Origin of the sequence: Scytonema hankhaensis NUACC26 (assembly GCF_045865695.1) — a bacterium.
Lineage (GTDB): Bacteria > Cyanobacteriota > Cyanobacteriia > Cyanobacteriales > Nostocaceae > Scytonema.
In genome coordinates this window covers 126,195-148,329 of sequence record NZ_BAACAP010000246.1, presented here as the reverse complement: position 1 = coordinate 148,329, position 22,135 = coordinate 126,195, and the positions used below count along the sequence as shown (strand labels likewise).

The window sequence follows — 22,135 nt, the reverse complement described above, 5'->3', positions numbered from 1 at the left end:
ATATTTCTCAACAATTATTTGAACTTCTCTTTCAGCAAAATCTTCAACTTATTACAACAATTAAAAAAATCTGAAAAATCGTTTAATTCCTTATAATGGATAAAATTTTATTGAGAAAACATTCTCTTAGTGGGACTTAAACAAAAATTAAGCCCAAATGTAGCCTAAACTAACTTTGTAAGCGGCAAATACGTCACGATTATGATTCAACTACTCAAAGAAACGATAAGACATAGCTGTTCTAAACGCTGATAAAGCTTCAGGAAAGGTATTCAAAGGTTTGTTTGCCCACCTTCGTCTCAAACCCCCAGTCATCTGATGCCAAAGAATAAAAGTGTATGCACAAAAAACCACGCTGGAAATGTCGAAGTAGACTTATTTTATCTCGAACTTGATATTCTTTTAGCCCTAGCCAACCCTTTGCTTCCCTATAAAAAACTTCTACCCAATTTCTTTGAGAATAGGTATTAACTATCCACTCAGGTGAAACAATTGATGTAGAAACATTAGTGATAAAGTAGTCAATATCAGTCGCCTCAGAGAAAGTCTCAGCATTCATGACGATAGCAATATTTCGCTTTCCTTTCAGTTGTGATATCTCTACTTCTCTAGTTACTACCCATACTGTTTTTGATTTATCTAAGTTTAGTTGAACTTTTGTGAAATCCTCTTTAGACAAGTTTTGTGCTAATTCATCTAACCTCATTGTTTGTTGAACATTGTCTGATATATCAAGAGTTATTTTTCGATTTTTGGCTAATCCTCCCACATACTTTAGTTCTCTTTTTTCTAACTCTAATAAGAAGGTTGTATTATTGCCATATCCAGCATCTATCAGTACAATTCCCGGTTGATATTTTCGGGCCAATGTTTTGTCTATTAACTTAATTGCTAGTTCGGTTTTTTTCTCAAATTCTGGGTCTTGTTTGCCTGAGGGTAAAGAATCGGCGTGCTGGTATAACTCTATATCTAATGGTAAGCTTTTTCGTCCATCGTATAAATGCGTTGTTACCACTACTATCCCGTTATCTGTTTTCCCAATTTCTCCAATGTACTGCCTTCCCACTCCATCCGTAAAATTCCCACTTTTTCTATGACCTGAATCATCAATTATCACGTCTTATCCTCTACTAATTTTCGTTTGACTACACTTGTTCATCGTTTCTAATCTCAGATCATTTACCTTGACATCAGACCATGGTGCTTCCGTTAAAAAGTGGTGTAATTAATGGTATTCGACCCCTATAGCGTTATCAGCCATCACCAGACAGGTTTTTTCTTTCACTTTCCCCTAATAATCCCCCTAAATAATCTCTAAACCCTTTTTTTTGGGCTTTATGACTAAAAGCTTCATCAAACCGTTGACACCATTTTTCAAAACACGGTGGCATGGCTGCAGGGGTTGTCTCTTTCATGGAATTTTCTTTTGACGTGAAACTTATGCTTGTCAAGCATTATACCCTATTTTTCTTGACTTTTTTGTTTAAGTCCCATTAGAGATGATTTACAGCAGATTCGGAGTTTATGAGGTACAGTAGCAGCAATTTACAAACCAATTTTTGAGATGTTCAGGATTAATTAATCCAAGTGCTATTTTTATTAAAACATCAACTCCAGATGCATTTTTTGGAGAAAATTGTTTCAAGAATGCTTTTAATTGTGACCAACAATGTTCAATGGGGTTAAATTCAGGAGAATAAGGAGATAGGTACAGAACACTTGCACTCCTCTGATTCAATTAAGGGTTTAATTTCTTCGACTTGATGTGCAGGAAGATTATCCATTATCACTACTGCCCCAGGCCATAATTGTGGAAGCAAAAAATGTTCAATAAAGACCTTATATGCATTCCCATCCATTGAGCCATTTAAAGTCATGACAGCTAAAACCTTCTTTAAACTGATTCCCCCAATTACACTTACTTTTGCCCCTCTGTAATATGGCTTAAAATCATACACCCTACTGCCGCGATCGCTTCGTGCATGAGTTCGAGTCAAACCTAGTAGAACGCCCATTTCATCAATGAAAACAAGGTTTTCTGGGTCTACTTGTTTTACTTTCTCCCAATACTCAATTCTCAGTTTTTGGACTCTTTCCGTTTTTGCTTGACTACTACGTAAAGTTTTTTTTTCGTGTTAGTTTTTGTTTTTGTAATGCATTGCATATGACACTTACACTTACCCAAATATTATATTTTTCTCCAAAATACTCACAATATTCAGATAACGTTGTATCTGGATAGCTTTTAACCATTTCAGCTAATTCGCTACAGTAGTCATCCAATTTACCCTTCATTGCTCCACCTTGCTTTTTAGGTTCTAGATGACCGAGTGTTCTATGATTGTTGGAGGAGCTTTTGTACATAGCTTTTCGCTACACCAAATTGAACAGCTATTTTTCGGATTGACGTGTTCCCTCTACAGTAAGCATTTACTATTTTTTCTCGCAAATCGATTGAGTATGGTTTCATTGTAGTTTTCGATGCACTAATACTTAGTGTACCTCATTTACCTCGAAAATGCTGTATAAAGTCAACATTAAGATATCTTCGGTTGGGTTGAGGAACGAAACCCAACCTACGTAACTTACCAATGACAAAGGACTTTTGACAGCCTTCACTAGTTGTCTTTAATTGCACCGACCTAAGTAAGTAGGTACAATTAAACCGAACTATGTAAACTTCTGTAAAGTGCCACAAATGCTTTAAAGATAAAGCTTTTAGGCAATTTACATTTCTTAATATAGTTGTGTTTTTTAGCGCCCACCTACTTACTTATTCTAATTAAATCCTTCTTAAAGACATACACTAATCAGTGGCAGCTTGACGGTAAAAGTTGCGCCCTGCCCAACTCCAGGACTTTCGGCAGAGATGGTGCCACCGTGGAGTTCTACTAGGTGACGTGCGATCGCTCCTCCGAGCCCTAATCCTTTAGTAGAGTTTGAACTTTGTGCTTGACGGAAACTGTCAAAGACATAGGGCAGAAACTCGGCATCTATTCCGCAGCCAGTATCACTCACCACGAGTTGAGCCTGTGTTTCAATTACATCAAGACGAACTACAATTCTTCCTCCAATTGGCGTAAATTTGATGGCGTTGTTCAGTAGATTTAAGACAATTTGTTGCAAACGCTCGGGATCGCCTTGAATTACGATCGGTCTATGCTCAAGCAGACTACTTAGCTCAATATCTTTGGTTTGAGCAGTTTGAATGACTGTGGCGATCGCCGTTTCGATCGCTGATTGCAGTTCAACGGGCTGGAGATTGAGATGCAGTTTGCCTGTGGTAATCCGTGAAATATCCAGCAAGTCTGAGATGAGTTTGGCTTGCAGAGTGGCATTGCGCTCAATCGTCTCCAGGGATTTCCAGAGCATGGATTGACTGGGCTCCTTGGCACGGAGTAACCGCGTCCAACCGAGAATGGCGACCAGGGGGGTATTCAGTTCGTGAGAAACTTCTGCTAAGAACTTATCCTTAGAGCGGCTAATTGTTTTTTCCTGGCGGAGTGCAAGAGATCGTAACTGTGCCATTTGGAGATGGGCTAAAACACGGGTGACAAGTTCGGTGGCAGAGAAGGGTTTGATTAGGTAGTCATCCGCCCCCGCCTCAAGTCCTTCGACCACCGACTCAACTCCAGCACGGGCAGACAGCAGGATGATGGGAACTTCTCTTGTACGCACGTCAGCCCGCAACACTTTGAGCAACTCAAAGCCGTCCTCTTGTGGCATCATCACATCAGAAAGTACCAAATCGGGCACTTGCTCAGTTGCCCTAGCCAGCGCCGCTGCTCCATCTGCAACTGCTTGGACTTGAACGTGTTCGCTCAGTATTCGCGTCAGGTAGTGCTTTGCCGTACCGAGAATGGGAACAAAGTCATCGTTGTAAAACTGGATATAGTCACGCCCCCAGAACAGACACATTGGAAAGCGAGAGGCAAGCAAAATACTGATGGAGGTACGAAGGCTCTGTCCCCAGTTCTCAACAGAACCCAGTGAAGTTTGCGACCAATGGTGAGATCGCATTGATGCACCCATCTCGCCACCTCCTGCAAACACTTCCATTGTGAGAGCGGCTTTCTTGCTTTTGGTAAAGGGGTCCATGTTTCCTTTGGAAAAATCTGCTAAGGTGCTCAATTCTTCAGCTTAGTAAATTTTAGCCTCGCCCAGCAAGCTGTGCAACCATTGCAATTAACTCCGTTGGCTCAGCCAATTTGTACAAGTGCGACTGAAAACCTGCTTTTAGTGCCTTGGCTCGGTCTTCTGTAAGATAAGCTGTTATAGCACCGGCTGGAATCTGCCATCCCGAATGAGCTTCGAGTGTCCGTACTTTCAAAAATCAAAGCATAGCCATCTTCATCTGGTATCCTGATGTCACTGAGTATCACATCGGGGCGCGATCGCTCCATCACTTCGAGCGCCTCACCCACTGAGGCAACTGCTGTCACAGATATCCCTTATTGCTCCAACACTACGGTAATATACTCGCGGGGATCGGCTTCATCATCAACGAAGAGTAAGAGCAACCCATCCAGCGAACGCTTGAGCAAGACAGATGCTGCTTCTGATAGCAACTGAAGAGGTGCTGATAAGAGTTGCTGTTGCTGTGTTGGCAATAACACAATCTGTCCGTGCAGCGCCTCTATCTGCTGACGGATAACAAAGATATACCGAGTAAATTCTTCTTCGCTCACAACTGTCAAAACAACTTGTCTGGCGTAATTGGTAAATCGCGGATACGCTTACCTGTGGCATGATAAATAGCATTTGCTACTGCGGCACCTGCTCCCACAATACCGATCTCACCCACTCCCTTCACTCCAAGTGGGTTAACATAGGGGTCTTTCTCCTCGACAAAGACTACTTCAATATTGGGAATATCCGCATTAACGGGTACGTGATAATCTGCAAGGTTGTGATTGACAAAATGTCCGTAGCGATCGTCTATATGTGTTTCTTCATGCAGCGCTTGACCGATTCCCCAAACAATACCACCAATCATTTGGGAGCTTGCTGTTTTAGGATTGAGAATGCGCCCTGCACCAAATACCCCAAGGAAGTGAGATACTCTGACTTCTCCCAAATCTGGATCGACGCGCACTTGGGCAAACTGTGCTCCAAAGGAGTGCATAGAATATTTGTTCATTGCTCCATCAGGTTTGGATTCAACTTCTGCCACAACTTCTTTAAGATTATTTCGTGTCAGAATTTCTTGATACGTTTCTCCCTCAGATGAGTCTCCCTTAGAAAAGATTCCTCCTGCACGCGCTTCAAGATCGCTGCTACTCAAACCTTTGAGAGCAGAACGTGTGTCCTCTCTTACCAGTGCTACCACTTTATCGCGTGCCGCTAAACAGCATTCATGGACTGCTGAACCATAGCTAGCCGCCCCCCAAGAACCACCAGAACCAGGTGAAGGTGGGAGTTGCGTATCTCCAATTTCCACTTGCACCTTGTCAGGTGAAACACCAAGCGCCTCGGCTACCGTTTGTGTCAATATAGTGTAAGTACCAGTACCGATATCCGTAGCAGCAATTTGTACGAGTACACTACCATTTTGCAAAATCCGGGTACGAGCTGAGGCTGGTTGTCGATTGGCAGGATAGGTAGCACTGGCGACACCATAACCGATAAGATAACGACCATCTTTCATGGAACGAGGTTTGGGATTGCGTTTTTCCCAACCAAAGCGCTTTGCTCCCTCGCGCAAACACTGAACGAGCGAGCGACTTGACCAAGGTAAGTTCTTCTCTGGGTCTTGTGGTGGGTCGTTAATTATACGTAACTCAATTGGGTCAATGCCGAGTTGATAAGCCAATTCATCCATGGCAGATTCTAAAGCGTACATCCCTGGTGTTTCACCGGGCGCACGCATAATTGTTGGCGTTATTATATTTAAAGGTACGGCACGGTGGGTAACTAGAGTGTTGGGAGCGTTGTACATCATGTTAGTTGCAGCTCCAATGTGTTCTACAAACTCCTTAGAAATATCTGTTTGCATTGTAATTTCTTGAGCAACAGTGGTTAGTTTGCCATCTCGTTTCGCACCGAGGCGAATACGTTGTAATGAATGGGGACGACAACCAACAGAATCAAACATTTGCTGGCGAGTTAGAACAAGTTTGACAGGGCGCTTAACTTGTTGCGCGGCTATGGCTGCCAAAATATTGTGTGCTTTTGCAGGAAACTTGCAACCGAACCCACCACCAATAAAACGCGAGATAACTTGGATATTTTCAGGGGGAATACGGAGTGTATTTGCTACTGTTGTTTGGACACCGTTGACATTTTGTGATGCGTCGTAGAGTGTGAGGCGATCGCCTTGCCAAATGGCAATCGTTGCTGAAGGTTCCATTGGGTTATGATGTTCCACAGGAGTTGAGTAAGTAACATCAATTTTTACCTCTGCGTCCTTCATTCCCCGATCGACATCGCCACGACCAGAATCAGGTTCTAAGGGTATTAATAACTTTTCTGGTTTATATGCACGGTCAAGATGTTTCTCTAAAATGAGAGATGGAGAATCTTGAGCATAGGTTACTTTTACTAGCTCAGAAGCGTATCTTGCTTGCTCTAAAGTTTCTGCAACCACCACACCAATGTGCTGTCCGTAAAAATCTACCTTAGCATCTTGCAATACCGGAATCGGTTTAGTAAACGGGTTTCCACCAGCTTCTACTGCTTGCTCTCCACTCGTATTGCTATTAGTATATCCATCGATTTTTGGGGCGTTGAGATGGGTAATAATTGCCAGCACTCCAGGAGATTTCGCTGCTGCACTTGTATCAATATTCGTAATGCGTCCGCGAGCGATAGTACTTTTTAATATAACAGCATGAGCCATGTTTTCCAAGGGAAACTCAGCGGCGTAAAGTGCGCCTCCAGTCACCTTGAGGCGTCCGTCAACTCGATTCATTGGTTTGCCAGTTGAATTATTCATCCTATTTCCCTTTCGCTTCGTCAGTTCGTAACTCGTTCAATATGGCGCTACCATTGTTTAACGGACCCAATGCGACAACAGCAGATGCCAACTCTGCTACCTTGTGCAGCTCTTCCCAAGTTGCACCTGTACGACGAGCGGCAATAGCGTGGAATCGGGCAGCACCTGCTCCTAGAACCAAGAGCATACCGAAGAGCATCAGTTGCGTCGTCTTGGTATCAAAGATATCAGAGTAAAAGGCATGAGCGCGGAGTTGTTCGGCAAGGCGTAGAGCTTCTGGATCGATATCACCAATAAATTCAAACTTGGCTGCAGGAAGCGGTGGAACAGAGCCGAATAACTCAGCATAGCTGTTCTGGAAGGCGGCAAGGTCAGCAGGTAATTTATTAGACGCGGACATTCTCAATCTCCTTATACGGACGTTCCTTGTGCTGCGGTGGTCAGCGCCCTAACTACCGCCCGTTTTGCCATTTCCACTTTGAAGGCGTTGTACTTATAAGGCTTAGCTCCCCGCACCGCCGCGTCTGCTGCCGCCATAAAAGTCTGCTCATTAACTTTTGCACCAACGAGAATCTTCTCTGCTTCCTCCGCCCGCCACGGCTTGTGTGCCACACCACCCAACGCTATTCGCGCTGCCCTGATGGTATTGTTGTTTATATCCAATGCAGCGGCAACAGAAACTAAGGCAAAGGCATAGGATGCTCTATCTCTGACTTTTAGGTAATGCGAAAGCGAAGCAAACGGTGAAGAAGGTAAGTCAACTGCCACAATCAATTCACCTTGTTGCAATACTGTGTCAATTTCAGGTGTATCTTCTGGTAAACGATGAAACTCCGTTATTGGAATAGCCCGCTTACCTTTTGGTCCCTCAACTTGTATGACAGCATCAAGAGCAACTAGTGCCACACACATATCAGAAGGATGGGTGGCGATACATCGATCGCTTGCACCCAAAATGGCGTGGATGCGGTTATATCCTTCAATAGCAGCACAGCCAGACCCTGGTTGGCGTTTGTTGCAGGGCATTGCTGTATCATAAAAGTAATAGCAGCGGGTTCTTTGCATCAAGTTACCGCCAGTTGTTGCCATGTTTCGCAGTTGCGGTGATGCACCAGCAAGTAGGGCTTGTGACAAAAGGGGATAGCGTTCCCGAACCAGTGGATGATTTGCTGTATCGCTATTACGTGCTAATGCACCAATGCGTAAACCATTGGGTATAGCTTCAATCTTTATTAAATCAAGTTGTGTAATATCTACAAGGCGATCGGGAAGTGCGACCCCTTCTTTCATCAAGTCGATAAGATTAGTCCCACCCGCAATAAACATTGCTCTTCGATCGCTTGCGGCTGTTTGAATCGCTGTGTCGCGATCGGTAGAACGTACATAAGCAAATGGCTTCATCAAAACCTCCCTTGATACCCCGTCCCTCTATAGGGCGGGGAGGTTGTGGAGGGGTGGGTGAGTGGGACTCGATGTCCCCGAAACCACCAACCCCTTTGACCGAGCAACTAAGCGACACTTGCTAATTGCTCTTTGACCCAACCGCTTCCAGTTGGCATCCGAAATAGAAAGTTTGTTATTTGTGTACCCAGAGCAATAACCTAACTGCTGTCCATAAGCAACTAAATCTCCTTTACGAATTCCGAACGGTGTTGTTGAACCACCATAACGCTCTCTAACACCACCTTTTGCTGGAACTGCATCATGCAAGCGTCTTCGCGTAATTCTTGGTCGAGAAATAACTTTGAATATTGCGTTTGTGATTGACACTTCGCCATACCAAAGATGACCATGACTATTAGCGGTATGAAAGGGTTTGTATTGCACAAAGGTTGTTGAGGCTAAAGCAATTGCGTCAACAGCATGAGTCTGGGGTAATTGTGCTTCCTTGTTTTTCTTGTCTTTCACTAATTTTAGATATTGGCGGATTTGAGATGTTCCATTGCCATCTTGTTGCCATCCTTCTTTTGTAATAGTGGGTGCAAATTGCTGAAGTTGTTCTAACATCCAACTTTGCCCAACCATAACCGCAGAAAACCCTTTCCCTGATTTAGCACCTTTTCTGCCACTTGTAAGATCTACGTCTGCCCTCACTCGTTCATAAACAATAGTTGAGATCGGAAATACTTTGCATAACTCAGCTACGACTCTCAGTTCTAATTGTCGATTTGAACGAATACTGGGAGCCAGTTTAGATTTACGACGGTTATCGAATCGTTTTTGTCTGTGATTGCGGAACTTAAAAGAAACCTTGCGATTAATTCTTCTTCCCCTGCGTCCCCGTCTTAATAATTTGCGATAATCCATTTTGCTGTTAACTCCAGCCATCGCTGTTCCTTGTTTGGGAATAAATCCCATGAGAACAAGATGTAGCATTAAGAGTGTGTGCTTTTTTGATTGAACTGCAACTCCACTGTATCTCTTTCCTGGATCGATGCCAATATTAATCGGTTGAGTTTCATGACTTGATGGAGGTTTTACTAACTGAACGTAAAATACGCCCAAGTCAGACCATTTTGGTATTGCTTTACCTTGCTCCATCCACCTTCTGGCGCGAGAGCAAGTTGTGGGCATTAATGATTTTTTTTCTGGATCTACAACTGGTACTCGTATATTTGACATCCGCTTGATATTGGTATAACCCAAAATTTGTTTTAGTCCCTTAGCTCAATCAATACAGCGTGTCTTGGCTTTACCCAACGCTCTCACCACCAGAGCTTATAGAGGTACGGACTAGGGAAGTATCCGAACGTAATAAACTGCATCGATCTCAGAACTTGGTATTAGCGGATAAATCCTCCCAAGTGAGCTATTCAACAGTTAGTTTGCTAATTGTGGTCTTAGCAATCCCCATTCGCCTTGCGATGGGGTAGTTGAATGTTTTCGTTTCACGCCTTGATTGTTTGAGTTGCTTCCTTCACTGCTGCAACAATACCCGGATAAGCACCACACCGACAGATATTACCACTCATGCGTTCTCGTATTTCCGCATCACTCAACTCGATCTGTCCCTGCTTTCTGACATCTGGTGTTACCGCACTTGCCGTACCCGCTTGTACTTCTGCTATCATAGCGACTGCTGAACAAATTTGACCGGGTGTGCAGTATCCACACTGAAATCCATCATGATTGATGAACGCGGTTTGTACGGGGTGCAGTGTATCTCCACGCGCTAATCCTTCAATGGTGCTAATTTCTACATCTTGATACACGATCGCCAGTGCCAAACAGGAGTTAATACGTCTTCCATCAACAAGTACCGTGCAAGCACCGCATTGACCATGGTCACAACCTTTCTTGGTGCCTGTTAAACCAAGATGTTCCCGTAGTGCATCAAGTAAAGTGACTCGCGGTTCAATTTGCAAAGTACGTTCTTTGCCATTTACTCGTAGCCTGACTTTAAAGCTTTCAAGTACTGAATATTGTGTTGTCATCATGGGAAAATTCTTTCTAGTTTGTGCAACAGTTTTTCTGGTATGATTACTTACAAACACCATTGCTATACTAATCACTATTAGTTGACCGAACCGTCGCCGTTTGAACCTAAGCTTCATGAGTCAACTTCCTTGTGTGACTTTTGGCAAATTAAAGATTACTGGCTCTAGTTATTTACGCTACAAAGACTGTTGGCAAAAAGATATAAGTCTTAGGGTTGATTAATTTTCTAACTAAAGACTTAACTAAAAACGCTTGATAATTGTCAATATCAATCTTAAGTAAGTTGTTTTTAGTGTTGCTGTATGCTCTTACGAATTGCCCTGAAAATAGGGGTCAGGGACTTTAGGCGATTTTAAAAAAATGAATTACGCCTCTTCCAATTTCTCTAATTTTTTCATAAGAGGAAAGAAGGACAAAACAGGCAACGTGTGAAGCGTAGCTATCCCGAAGGGAATCGCTCATCATTCGTCAATTACAGCAGTTTTTACCTAAATGAACCACACCGTCGGTAGGGGCGCAAGGCATTGCGCCCCTACAGATTTGGTCTATTTACCTGAAAATGGCTGTAAATTGACGGAGGGTAAGATTGAAAATTTTTTACAATAACTTGAGAAAATTAGTCTATGAACAAAGTTAGAAAAGAATATGCCAGAGCAGCAGCCAGTTATTGTTAGAACAAACCAATTAAGTTCTGTGTCGCAGGTTGTTCCCAATCAACCGTTTCTTACGAGTTCCCCTTTCAAATGGGATGGCATGATTATGCGATACGCTTGGCAGCCAGCCTGGGAGACACCAAAGCATTACAACACACAGCACCTAATCTTGATACATTACTCACAAGATTCTATTAATTCAGAACGCCAACTTGATGGTCTGAGGCAGGACGAACAATTCAGTCACGGAGACATGGTACTCGTCCCAGCCAATATTCTGCACAAAGCTTGCTGGAATCGAGGAGGAGAAACGATCTCTATCGCATTAGCACCAACTCATCTTGCTCAACTTGCTCATGAATCAATTGATAGCGATCGCATCGAACTCTTACCACAGTTTGCTCATCCCGATCGACTTATTTATAGCATTGGAGTAGCTTTGAAAGAGGAGCTAGAAGCGGGTGAAGCGAGTAGTCGCCTTTATATAGATGCCCTGACTACAGCACTTGCAGCTCATTTGATCCGTCGCTATGCAACTCGTCATCACGATCTTGGCGATTACACGGGTAGATTGCCAAAGCTGAAATTACAGTCAGTGCTGGATTACATTCATGCTTACCTAGATCTGGATTTAAGTGTGGGAGAACTAGCTGCAATCGCACAGATGAGTCGCTACCACTTTAGCCGTCTGTTTAAGCAGTCTACAGGATTGTCTCCTCACCAGTATGTGTTGCAGTGCCGGATTGAGAAGGCAAAGCAGCTACTGCAAGAGCCAGAATTACCGATAACTGAAATTTATCAACTCCTTGGGTTTCAAAGCCAAAGTCACTTCACTAAAGTTTTTCATAAACACACTGGAATTACTCCCAAAGCCTATCGTGGCAATAGGAAATAGTAGTCGTAGAGCGCAAACGCACAATTTAACCAAGAATTCGCACAAATTGACAAGACAATTGCAGTTGAAAGTCCTTATTATTACATATTGGAGAATTAAAGAAGTTTGGTAGCACAAATGGTAGTGGTAAACAGTTACAAGTATCAATACAACTAACAACATGAGAGAAGACATCTTTGCCAGAATGACAACAGATACTCGCGCCCTTGTACAACAGATGCAAGCCCAAGTAACACCTCCACCACCTGATGCCGATCCAGTTCAATTAGTACGCGAAGGTTATCGACAGATAATTCCGCTAGCTGGAGCAGTTGAAGAGGTGGAAACCGTTGAAGAGCACAAAGTTTCTTCAGTGACACCTTCTATTGGGCTTCGATTGTACAGACCACAAGGAGGTAATAAGATCTCACTACCTGCGCTGGTATACTTCCATGGAGGTGGATTCATCAGTGGTGGTTTCGATACTCACGATCGCCCACTCCGAGCACTCGCCAACACAAGTGGTTGTGCGATCGCAGCAATAGACTACCGATTAGCACCAGAGTCAACGTTTCCTGCTGCCCCAGAAGATTGTTTTGCTGCATTGCAGTGGGTAATTCAAAATGCTGAGGAACTTCGTATTGATGCCTCTAAAGTTACAGTTGGTGGTGATAGTGCTGGTGGACTGCTGGCTGCTGTTATATGTTTAATGTGCCGCGATCGTAATGCTAGTCGCCCGCTCGCTCAAGTTCTTATTTATCCTAATACCGATTTAGCAATTGATACTCCGTCATGGTATGAATTAGATTTTCTGCACCCAGCTGGGTCACGCGAAAACTTTTTAAGTCAGCTTGCCATGTATGTACCTGACACTAACGAACGCGAACAACCCTATGTATCACCTCTACGTGCCCCAGATGTTTCAGGTCTACCACCTGCTCTGATTATTACAGCAGAACTCGATCCTCAGCGTGACGAGGGTGAAGCTTATGCCCAGCGATTACGAGACGCTAGCTGTCTTGTAACACACACTCGTTATCCTGGTGTTTTGCATGGCTTCTTTCAATTAGGTGGGGTCATTGCATCAGGTAAGGCTGCTATAGCCGAAGTTGCAGCTTATTTGCAACTTCGTTTTGCAGCGATCGCGGACTGATTATAGCTTACCTAGCCTGATATTGTACTAATAAACGATGTAGAATCGCCATAATCATCGCGAGAGGAAGCATCAGAACTGGAATGATTTCCAAACTAAAACGAGTTGCTAAAGTACCAACAGCAGACGGAATAGTTGCTGCACCTAAACTAGCAACGCTTGTCATAAATCCAATTGCTGCTGGAACAACAGCTGCTGGTACTCTTTGCGGCATTAACCATATTGTTAGCGGAAACATGGGGGCAAGTGCAAAGCCAATTATTGGTAAACTCAGTAATTGATTTGGTAGTAACCACCAAGCAATTAAACCAAGTCCAAGCAGTAGCAAGGAACTATCGAGAGTACGAACAGCACCCAATCGATTAACGATGCGTCCTGTCACGGCGCGTCCCAAGGTAAGCCCTACCCAGTAGCCACTCACACTGTAACCCGCAAGTAATTTTGGCGTACCTCGACTGAGACTTTGTACGCTATAAGCCCAGTTTCCAACTGAAACTTCCGTACCTACATAAATAAGTAAGAACATTGCAGCTAGAAATACTATGGGAGTTGTCAGAGCTACACGTAAATTAGCGATCGCATTCGTTTCCGTCACTTGTATGCGCTTATTCAAAGGTCTGTAGTTATACACCACAGCCCAAAGCATTCCTGCTACCATTAACCCGACAAACGTTGCAAAAACTAGGTAAATACCTCTCCATTGCAGGTTAAATGCCAGAAGTGTAGTGGCTATTGCTGGACCCGACAAAGCCCCAATACCGTAGAATGCATGTAGCAGTCCCATTAAGTCAGCCTGCTGTTGTTCGTTGGCAATGTAGCTATTAATGCCAGCATCAATTAGACCAATTCCCAGACCGAGGAATGTGCCTGTAGCAACCATCAACCACCAATAAGGGCTGAGGGCATAAGTCACAAGGGCGCAGGTGAGAATAGTGGATGCTAGCAGTAACATCCGCGCCATTCCCATACTGCTACTCAAGATACTGCTTGCTAATGCTGCAAAAATATACCCCGTCACTTGGCTTAAGAAAAGTAGAGAAATACCAGCAGCAGTCAAGTTGTAGGTTTCTTGAATAGAGGGGATCAAGACACCTAAGCCTCCTTCCGCAATGCCAATGGCTATAAAGGCATAGAAACAAAGAGCGATCGCAACCCACATTTAACTGTTTACCTGAGAGCACAACGATCGCATGGTAGCAACACTTGCTACCGAGCTAATCTTATATATTTTTACAGCATTCTCAAATCACTCGCAAGATAGAGAAACTCAGTATTTCGTGATACCCAAAGTGATGCGAAGAACAGCCTGGATTGAGTCAGAATTTTCTGAAAAAACTTTACAGACGGCGAGCGCTACAAGGATACTTACCTACTTTCATACACAGGCAAGATCCTTTGATTTTTAGCGCTTGCTAATATAACATCACTTGCTTTCTCACTAATTATGTAGATTGGTGTGACAATAAAGTAACCAGGAACGCGCGGGAATACCGAAGCATCTACGATCCGCAGATTGCGCGTACCATGAACGCGGAATTCACTATCAACCACAGCCATTGGGTCGTTCAATGTACCTATCTTGTTAGTGCATGAGGCATGATGTCCCCACGCCTCAGCCTCCACAAATTTGATAACCTCTTCTCGCGATTGAACTGTTGGACCGGGAATCACTTCTTTTGAAATATCTGCAATACGCTCGTTCATGCGACGCACAAATTCGACACCATTAATAACTGATTCGAGATCCTCTCCTTCAATGTCGTTACCCTCAGTAAAATAATGAAAGTTGATTTCGGGAGTGTCACGTGGGTCAGATGAGCGCAGTTTCACACTTCCGGCGCGATTACGTGTATGCGCTTTCAGAACAGTCCAGCTGAACTGGTTTTTTATTTGTGAGAGAGGCTCAGACCAACCAGGATAATAGCCTTGGTATGGTACGGGTAAGCCAAAGATGAAGAGGTCGGGAACGCTTCGTGCTGAATCGGACTTCCGGATATGACCTCCGAACACGGCGTTGTTCGCATAAATTCCCTGACCCTGTTCCCACTCAACAAAGCAAGGATCGGACGGTTTTCCTGGAGTGCAGTTCTGAGCGAGCGTGAAATCCGAATTCATTTGTGTTATAATACCAACTTCGTAGCGATCTTGCAGGTTCTCGCCAACTCCAGGAAGGTTAACGATTGGCTGAATACCATGTTTGTGGAGTTCATCAGCCGGACCGATGCCGGAGAGCTTTAGAATCTGCGGGCTGTTAAAGGCACCAGCTGCCAGGATGATTTCGCGAGAAGCGTACATTACTTTTCTCGGTCCGGGTTCCGGTCCATCGGATGGAGCCTGCGGATCGGCGCGATAAAGATGAGCGCCCTCAAGGTACTCAACACCGATTGCGTCCTTGCCACGGAAAAGCACGCGAGTGACTAAGGTGTTGGTTTTAACAATTAGGTTATTTGGGAGTGCAGCAGCAGTCTCTCTAATGATTTCGCGTACACCATTTCGACGGCCATTGCGAGTTGCTTGCGGGACGTTGTAGAATCCTTCGGTATCCTTTAAATTAACTACCCAAGAATTTGGATCGAGTTCTCGACGTAAAAATGCATCAAGTAGGCTTTCAGAACCAGCTTCAATAGCAGCCGAGCGCAAAATCTGCTGCATGTTGCTGTCTTTAATAAACAGTGCGGGATCGGTTATTTCGGTTGTTAGCCAGCCATCAAATCCATGACGTGTTGGGTTGCTGGTGCTTGTTGGTCGTTCAACATAGCGGCACTGCTCGAGCCGCTCAAAGTACTTCCGCATATTCTCTGCTTTCCAGCTAGGGTCGCCAGTATCTTCTGCAATCGCATCCCAGTCACTGTTATTTGGATAAATCGTAATCATTAGATTATGCACGGTGCATCCACCAAGCGTACCAGCTCGTGGATACAACACACCGCCTCGTTCGGGAACATACTTACTATTGCGTTTTTGGCGCTCCTCATCTGTGTACTGCCGAACGAAGTAGTCCCATCTGACTCTTGGATCTTCACCGACAAGCGGACTGAATAATGGCACTGAGATCAGCTCGTCACCGTCCTCACCACCAGCCTCTATGAGAACTACCTTATGCCCTGCTTTTGCAAGATTGACAGCCAAGGGACCACCGCCCGCACCAGAACCAACAACTATATATTCGACAGGTGCTGATGGATTGATAGGAATAGCTTTTTTTTGATAGGCTAATGAAGCTGCTAACCCAGTAGAGAATAGAGCGGCATTTTGAAGAAAGCGACGGCGGTTATAAAATTGGTCGAGCATAAGTTGTTCCTTGGTACAGAGTAATAAGTTTTTCTTCAAGTTCTTCGTGCTTGTCTACAAATACATGGCGGGTACTTTCATAAAGACTAGTACTTACGATCGCTGGACGCCATCAACACTACTGCTACAGTCGGGAATTACTTTTTGGTTTTTGTCACCATTTCTATATGTCTCATAGATTTTCCAGAGTACAATGGGAAAAAATAGGATATTTTCATCAAACGAATTAAGGAAAATACTTAGAAAGTAGGAAAAAGTCAGTAGAACTTACATACAAACTGTAAAAACCCTCACCACATCTGAATTATCTAATTTTCTATCTTGCGATTTTATCTTTTTGACTCCTATTTTTTCCTATAGACAATTGAAATTATCTTCAATATTGTAGAGACATGAAAATTTGAGGTTGAGTCACAAAGCAGGTTTCAATTCTCTGACTTAGATAAAGAGGCTTAAAGAGATGACAACTATACAAGCGAGAATTTATTTGTCTGACAAGGGTTTCCTTGTATCCTAATAGCAGATTTATTTATAGGACTTACGCAAAACCCCCCACTTTATCGGGGTTTGGGGAGATCTGCAACACGTGAAAACCCCAGAATATCGTTGACGTTGCGTAAGTCCTGATTTATAACGTGAAGACCGTGTTAGTGGTTTAATTAAGATAGTTTGAATTTTGTTGGCGTGTGTTGAAGAAAGATTGTTCATCACTTTATGAGTAGAGGTAAAGATGAGAGATTTAAGCAGCAGGTGTTGGTTGTGGGGACTTTTGTTAACAAGTAGTCTTTGTTTATTTGGGATAGGCTCCGCTTCAGCTAGAGCAGTTGATGAAGTCTTGGTACCGCCGTCGCCCTTTAAAGGATTCAATGGTATTAATTTCGATCCAAAAGGACAACTGTATGTAGGGAGCGTAATACAGCAAACTACATATCGAGTTAATCCCGTGACGGGAGAATACGAGGTATTTCTCGATCGCCCCTTTGGTCAGGCTGATGATTTCTTATTTACTCCAAACAATCAATTTTTTTACACGGCTTTACTGACTGGTGAGGTGAGAAACTTTGACCCGCAGACAGGTAACTTCAAAACTCTAGCTTCGGGTATCAGTGGCATTGATGCGATCGCACAAAATGCTGAGGGTCGCATCTTCGTCGCTCAAAGTTTGAGTTTGCAAAACACGGGGCTTTACGAACTTGACCCAACAGGAGCAACTCCTCCACGCTTGATTCTCAATCTACCGGGATTGAATGCTTTCGAGTTTGGTGCTGATGGGCTTTTGTACAGTCCCCTTCAATTTACAGGGGAGATTGTCAGAATTAATGTGGATACTGGCACTGTAGAACGGGTAGCTTCAGGTTTGGTGAGTCCCATTGCTGTTAAATTTAATTCAAAGGGCGAGCTATTTGCCTTAGATAGTGCAACAGGTCAAGTTCTCTATGTGAACACAATAACCGGACAAACTCAGGAGAAAGCAAGGTTGCAACCGGGACTTGACAATCTTGCTTTTGGTTCTAACGATTTATTGTACGCAACCAACTTTGTGGATAGCGATATTAATGAAGTCAATACGGAAACTGGTAAAGTTCGTCCTGTTATCAAGAGTTCTGGACTGACTTCCCCTGGTGGAATTGCTGCTTACGGTAACTCTCTATATATTGCTGATGCCTATTCCTATCGAATTTTAGATCGTCTAAGCGGACGCATACTAAAGACAGTACGGAGCATCGTAACGCCCCTTCAATTCCCCCTTACTGTTTCTATTAATGACCAAAACGCAATTACCAGCAGTTGGTTTTTAGGAGTCGTGCAGCGACTCAATCGGGAAACGGGGGAAGTATTGGATACCTATACGGGTTTTAGCGTACCCTATGATGCGGTTGAGCTTGCAGACAACAGTATCGTAGTTGCTGATTGTGCCAGAGGTCAACTCATACAAATTTTGGACAAAGTCGGTAGCAATAGACGTACAGTGGTAGAAGGTTTGGGTTGCCCGACGGGTTTGGCAAAAGTGGACGACTCTACTGTTTTGGTCACGGAATTTCTCAGTAACCAACTCTCGCGAATCAATTTAGCAACTGGAGAACGTCAAGTCATCGCAACGAATTTATCTTCTCCAGAAGGTGTTGCTTACCATTCCAGTGGTATTGCAGTGGTTGCTGAAGTTGGCACCCAAAGTCTTAAAGCAATTAATATCAATACGGGCAGAAGTTTTATTTTAAAGAAGAATTTACCTATTGGCTTTGAAGGTCCTCCAGACGGACCCCCACCTTACGGGCTGACAGGAATTGCTATAGCAGGTGACACAGTGTACGTAACAGGAGATAGAGATAATTCCGTTCGCACCGTTAAACTTAAAAAATTTCCATAGAAGACAGGACTTACGCAACCTCAATGGTATTTCAGGGATTTCACGCTTTGGAGCTCCTCCCATTTCCCCCAACCCTAGAGGGAACCCCTAGCCCAGGGAAAAGTAGGATGTTTCTATATATCCCAGAGAAAACAGCGATATCACCGCCAACGCTTTCACAGGCTCTGGGGAGAAAATTCAGATTAACACATCTGGGTTGTATGCCGATCGAACAGCGTCCTAGAACAACATCTTTGAGCAATATCACTGCTTCATTAGAAAATATGCAGAACATTATTAATTTTCATCAGGACTTTAACAGATTCGTGGAAGATAGCTGTCGTATTCTTCCAGGAATGCAGTTGCCAATCTCACCTCTCCAATATGTCTTGTGGGAGAAGCTTGTTAATCAAGATAGTCTTTGGTTAGAGTTTGGTGTTGCTAGCCGGACACCCTCAATATTTTCTGTGAGTATCGGTTACAAGGAACTGTTTATGGGTTTGACAGTTTTGAGGGATTACCATCTGATTGGCGTCCTGGATTACCTAAAGGAGCTTTTAAGCAACCAGAATTACCCCAGGTAAAAAGCAATGCGACTCTCATAAAAGGTCTTTTTGAAGATACTATTCCTCAGTTTATCGCTGCTCACACCCAGCAGTATATATCTTTGTTGCACGTTGATTGCGATCTTTATTCATCAACTAAAACTATATTCAGGTATTTAGGAGAAAAACTCACAGAAGGTTCAATAATCGTTTTCGACGAACTGATTGAATATCCTGGATTTGAAGAACATGAGTTAAAGGCGTTTTACGAATTTGCTCTGGCTTCAGAGAAACAATTTCAATGGATTGGAATCAATGGAACTCAAGAAACTCAAGAACTATCTGAGTACGCCCAATACGGCTCGATGGGTGAACCCAGGTATACTCAAGACGTTCCACTTAAAGAGCGTGTTGCTGTCAGAGTCCTTTCTTAGCATTACTAAAACTTCCCATTGTGAGAAACACAACAGCAGGTGGAAAGAGACGCTTTTCCGATCTATATTGACATTAGAGAAAAAATGTGGTCAAAAGACAGCCGGAACTAGGTCAGAATTTTCTGAAAAAACTTGACAGATGGCGATCGCGTGAAACTTGCCAAGTGAAGTCCTTCTTAAGGAGTAGCGTGCGATCGCTGTTTCTAGCAGTTCTGTTATTTTTTCTGTCAATGGGAGGAACACTAGTTGCTGACCAAGTTAGAGCATCAACCTCTATCGTCCAAAACCAAGCCGATACTTCACAGTTGGTAGAACAAGGCAAAGCGCTTTATGAAGTTGGAAAGTTTGAGGAAGCGGTTATAGTTTGGCAAGAGGCAGAAAAGGCTTTTGCAGCTATTGGGGATAAGTTAAATCAGGCAATGGCGTTGAGCAACCTCTCGCTCACTCTTCAACAAGTGGGACAATGGGATAAAGCTAAAGAAGCGATCGCCCAGAGCCTGAACCTCTTGCAAACGCTAGAAAAGACACCAACTCAATTGCGAATCCTCGGTTCTACCTTGGATATCCAAGGACAGCTGCAACTAGCAGTGGGAGAATCCTCAAAAGCCTTGCTGTTATTTTGTCTCGACCCAAACAAGACCTACAATACTACGCAACTCCACTGATTGACAATCCAAACGATGGAGAAGGAGGTCCGGTCGAGCGCGTCTTCGACGATCTGTTTGCGACTTTAACCCCTTTCATCTCTGGTTCAAACCCACTGCGTCCGCGACAGATTCTTTACGATTGGCTCATCCGTCCGGTAGAGGCGGAACTAGAAAAGGAAAAGGTCAAAACTTTGGTGTTTGTCCTAGATGGAGTGCTGCGCGGAGTTCCTGTAGCGGCACTTTATGACAGCAAAAAGCAGGAGTATCTGATTGAAAAGTATAGCGTTGCTTTGACTCCAGGGTTGCAGCTTTTGTATTCGCGACCGCTTTCCCCAGATAGGTTAAGAGCTTTAGCGGGAGGTTTAGCTGAAGCGCGTCAGGGGTTTTCGGCTTTGCCTGCAGTAGAGCTAGAAGTCCAAGAGATCGCTAAGGTGATTCCATCTCAAGTCCTGTTGAACAGAGAATTTACTCGCGATCGTCTTCAAGCTCAAATCAACGCTGTACCTTTCTCCATCGTTCACTTAGCAACTCACGGTCAGTTTTCTTCCCAAGCGGAAAATACCTTTTTGCTAACCTGGGACGATCGCATTAACGTTAAAGAGCTAGACAAATTACTGCAAAGACGCGAACAACTAAACCGAAGCCCCCTTGAGTTGTTAGTTTTAAGCGCCTGTCAAACAGCAACTGGTGACAAGCGAGCGGTTTTGGGACTAGCAGGGGTAGCAGTGCGATCGGGAGCACGCAGTACGTTAGCGAGGCTGTGGTCAGTTGCAGATGAGTCTACTGCTGAGTTAATGAGTAAGTTTTACTCAGAGTTGAATAAATCTGGGGCGACCAAAGTCGAGGCACTTCGTCAGGCTCAACTCTCCCTACTGAAATCGTCTCAATATAAACATCCCTACTACTGGTCACCATTCGTTTTGGTAGGAAATTGGTTTTAGTGCATAAGTTAATGATTCATAACCCATTTATACATATAACAAGGTAAAGCTATTCATGCTGAACTTTTGCCCTGACTAGGGATGACCCTTATCAAAAGATAAGTAATGTTTAACAACAGACCACTGATTCATCTAATTATCGTAGGGCTGTTTCTTTTAGGGACAAAGCCCGCGAGCGCTCAATTAAGTGCCGAGAGTTCGGCGAAGACAAATCACCTACTATCCCAAGTTAGATTTAAACCACCACCAGGTCAAGGCAAGCCAAAGAGAACATCAGGAGCGGGAACACGTCAGAAGTGGTTATGTCCTCAAGACGCAATATCAGCCGCTACATCCAACATATTATTAGATAAGCCATCAGCGATCGCACTGGTTCCTCCCAATAGCAACTATGGGTTGACTGTGGCAGAACGTCCAACATTTTTAGTTTACTTGCCACAAATATCTGCAAAGCAAGTTGTATTAAGTCTTATAGAAGAAGGCACTCAGCATTATTCCCAAACCTTTTTCTCCATCACGGGAAAGCCTGGTATCGTAGCTCTGAATATCCCCAATAGTTCACCTCCTTTAGAAGTAGGAAAGAACTATGAGTGGGCTGTGGTATTGATTTGTGGGGAAAAACCCAGCCCAAACGATCCAATAATTGCCTCTTGGGTCCGTCGTGTTGCTTTACCTCAGCCACTTACTAGTCAGAGAGTGAGTTTGGAGCAAGCAAACTGGTATGGCGAAAAAGGAATTTGGTACGATGCTTTAACAACTTTGGCTCGAATAAGAAAAGCCCAGCCCAACAGCAAAGCTGTAACAGGTATTTGGACTAATTTTCTTAAATCTGTAGGACTAGAGGTAGTTGTTACAGAGCCATTTCAATTCTAAGTAGG

Annotated in this window: 18 protein-coding genes and 2 pseudogenes; 7 read left to right on the top strand and 13 right to left on the bottom strand. The window is 43.7% G+C overall.

The window, feature by feature from the left end; translation table 11 throughout:
- Positions 1–147: 147 nt before the first annotated feature.
- The 11 genes and pseudogenes from ACKTT2_RS44200 to ACKTT2_RS44150 all read right to left on the bottom strand — a co-directional run bounded on the left by ACKTT2_RS44200 (position 148) and on the right by ACKTT2_RS44150 (position 10,488).
- Positions 148–1,415 (bottom strand): annotated as a pseudogene (locus ACKTT2_RS44200) (IS701 family transposase).
- 107 nt (positions 1,416–1,522) lie between these two features.
- Positions 1,523–2,015 (bottom strand): annotated as a pseudogene (locus ACKTT2_RS44195) (transposase).
- Positions 2,016–2,112: 97 nt separating this feature from the next.
- Positions 2,113–2,364: a COG3415 family protein gene (locus tag ACKTT2_RS44190; protein WP_407898621.1), complete on the bottom strand. Its 252-nt coding sequence runs from the start codon at positions 2,362–2,364 to the stop codon at positions 2,113–2,115.
- A gap of 429 nt (positions 2,365–2,793) precedes the next feature.
- Positions 2,794–4,098, bottom strand: a complete 1,305-nt coding sequence (locus ACKTT2_RS44185) for a hybrid sensor histidine kinase/response regulator (RefSeq protein WP_407898619.1) — start codon at positions 4,096–4,098, stop codon at positions 2,794–2,796.
- 101 nt (positions 4,099–4,199) lie between these two features.
- Entirely contained in the window at positions 4,200–4,442 is a 243-nt protein-coding gene (locus tag ACKTT2_RS44180; protein ID WP_407898617.1) for a response regulator, read from the bottom strand.
- A 9-nt stretch (positions 4,443–4,451) separates the two neighbouring features.
- Positions 4,452–4,688, bottom strand: a complete 237-nt coding sequence (locus tag ACKTT2_RS44175; RefSeq protein ID WP_407898615.1) for a hypothetical protein — start codon at positions 4,686–4,688, stop codon at positions 4,452–4,454.
- A gap of 5 nt (positions 4,689–4,693) precedes the next feature.
- Positions 4,694–6,934, bottom strand: coding sequence for a xanthine dehydrogenase family protein molybdopterin-binding subunit (locus ACKTT2_RS44170; RefSeq protein ID WP_407898613.1), 2,241 nt, complete (start codon positions 6,932–6,934; stop codon positions 4,694–4,696).
- 1 nt (position 6,935) lies between these two features.
- Positions 6,936–7,334: a carboxymuconolactone decarboxylase family protein gene (locus tag ACKTT2_RS44165; protein ID WP_407898611.1), complete on the bottom strand. Its 399-nt coding sequence runs from the start codon at positions 7,332–7,334 to the stop codon at positions 6,936–6,938.
- 11 nt (positions 7,335–7,345) lie between these two features.
- The gene (locus ACKTT2_RS44160) at positions 7,346–8,335 is read right to left on the bottom strand and encodes an FAD binding domain-containing protein (protein WP_407898609.1); all 990 of its coding nucleotides are present in this window, start codon (positions 8,333–8,335) and stop codon (positions 7,346–7,348) included.
- Between the two features lie 27 nt (positions 8,336–8,362).
- A complete protein-coding gene (locus tag ACKTT2_RS44155; RefSeq protein WP_407898607.1) occupies positions 8,363–9,556 on the bottom strand; it encodes an RRXRR domain-containing protein in 1,194 nt (397 codons plus the stop codon).
- A gap of 266 nt (positions 9,557–9,822) precedes the next feature.
- Positions 9,823–10,488 carry a 2Fe-2S iron-sulfur cluster-binding protein gene (locus tag ACKTT2_RS44150; RefSeq protein ID WP_407898605.1) on the bottom strand — a complete coding sequence of 222 codons (666 nt, stop codon included), beginning with the start codon at positions 10,486–10,488 and terminating at the stop codon, positions 9,823–9,825.
- 529 nt (positions 10,489–11,017) lie between these two features.
- On the opposite strand from ACKTT2_RS44150, the gene ACKTT2_RS44145 reads away from it, so the two are divergent.
- Together ACKTT2_RS44145 and ACKTT2_RS44140 are read left to right on the top strand one after the other, a co-directional pair.
- Entirely contained in the window at positions 11,018–11,920 is a 903-nt protein-coding gene (locus ACKTT2_RS44145) for a helix-turn-helix domain-containing protein (RefSeq protein ID WP_407898603.1), read from the top strand.
- A 160-nt stretch (positions 11,921–12,080) separates the two neighbouring features.
- The gene (locus tag ACKTT2_RS44140) at positions 12,081–13,052 is read left to right on the top strand and encodes an alpha/beta hydrolase (RefSeq protein ID WP_407898601.1); all 972 of its coding nucleotides are present in this window, start codon (positions 12,081–12,083) and stop codon (positions 13,050–13,052) included.
- Positions 13,053–13,059: 7 nt separating this feature from the next.
- On the opposite strand, the gene ACKTT2_RS44135 is transcribed toward ACKTT2_RS44140, so the two are convergent.
- A complete protein-coding gene (locus ACKTT2_RS44135) occupies positions 13,060–14,211 on the bottom strand; it encodes an MFS transporter (protein WP_407898599.1) in 1,152 nt (383 codons plus the stop codon).
- Between the two features lie 206 nt (positions 14,212–14,417).
- Positions 14,418–16,343, bottom strand: a complete 1,926-nt coding sequence (locus ACKTT2_RS44130; RefSeq protein WP_407898597.1) for a GMC family oxidoreductase — start codon at positions 16,341–16,343, stop codon at positions 14,418–14,420.
- A gap of 730 nt (positions 16,344–17,073) precedes the next feature.
- Between ACKTT2_RS44130 and ACKTT2_RS44125 the strand changes: the two genes are divergently transcribed.
- The 5 genes from ACKTT2_RS44125 (at position 17,074) to ACKTT2_RS44105 (ending at position 22,130) form a co-directional block, all read left to right on the top strand.
- Positions 17,074–18,711 (top strand): NHL repeat-containing protein, encoded by a 1,638-nt coding sequence (locus ACKTT2_RS44125; RefSeq protein ID WP_407898595.1) that lies wholly within the window; start codon positions 17,074–17,076, stop codon positions 18,709–18,711.
- Between the two features lie 439 nt (positions 18,712–19,150).
- Positions 19,151–19,669, top strand: a complete 519-nt coding sequence (locus ACKTT2_RS44120; protein WP_407898627.1) for a TylF/MycF/NovP-related O-methyltransferase — start codon at positions 19,151–19,153, stop codon at positions 19,667–19,669.
- Between the two features lie 86 nt (positions 19,670–19,755).
- Complete coding sequence (locus ACKTT2_RS44115; RefSeq protein ID WP_407898593.1) at positions 19,756–20,334, top strand: tetratricopeptide repeat protein; 579 nt, start codon at positions 19,756–19,758, stop codon at positions 20,332–20,334.
- Positions 20,289–21,257, top strand: a complete 969-nt coding sequence (locus ACKTT2_RS44110; RefSeq protein ID WP_407898591.1) for a CHAT domain-containing protein — start codon at positions 20,289–20,291, stop codon at positions 21,255–21,257. Before ACKTT2_RS44115 ends, ACKTT2_RS44110 begins: the two co-directional genes overlap by 46 nt.
- Before the next feature lie 105 nt (positions 21,258–21,362).
- A complete protein-coding gene (locus tag ACKTT2_RS44105; protein ID WP_407898588.1) occupies positions 21,363–22,130 on the top strand; it encodes a DUF928 domain-containing protein in 768 nt (255 codons plus the stop codon).
- Positions 22,131–22,135 lie beyond the last annotated feature (5 nt).